1 protein-coding gene is annotated in these 280 nt (G+C 65.4%); it reads left to right on the forward strand.

Annotated features, from left to right (window positions below):
* Positions 1 to 280, forward strand: a 280-nt coding sequence (locus BK660_RS30820; protein WP_259698558.1) for a phospholipase D-like domain-containing protein, incomplete at both ends; no start/stop codon positions are given.

Genomic DNA, 280 nt, shown 5'->3' on the forward strand with positions numbered 1-280 from the left:
CGTCCGGCTCCAGCTTCGGCCGTTCGATTCAGGCCCAAGCGGCGCCCTATCAGGGGCGCTCGGGTTTCCGTCTGCTGTCCAACAGCAGCGAGGCGTTCACCGCCCGCGCCGAACTGATCCGCAACGCCCAGTCCAGCCTCGATCTGCAGTACTACATCGTCCATGACGGCATCAGCACGCGGATGCTGGTGGAGGAACTGCTCAAGGCTGCCGACCGTGGCGTGCGCGTGCGCATCCTCCTCGATGACACCACCAGCGATGGCCTCGACCAGATCATCGC

Origin of the sequence: Pseudomonas brassicacearum (assembly GCF_003732265.1) — a bacterium.
GTDB lineage: Bacteria > Pseudomonadota > Gammaproteobacteria > Pseudomonadales > Pseudomonadaceae > Aquipseudomonas > Aquipseudomonas brassicacearum_D.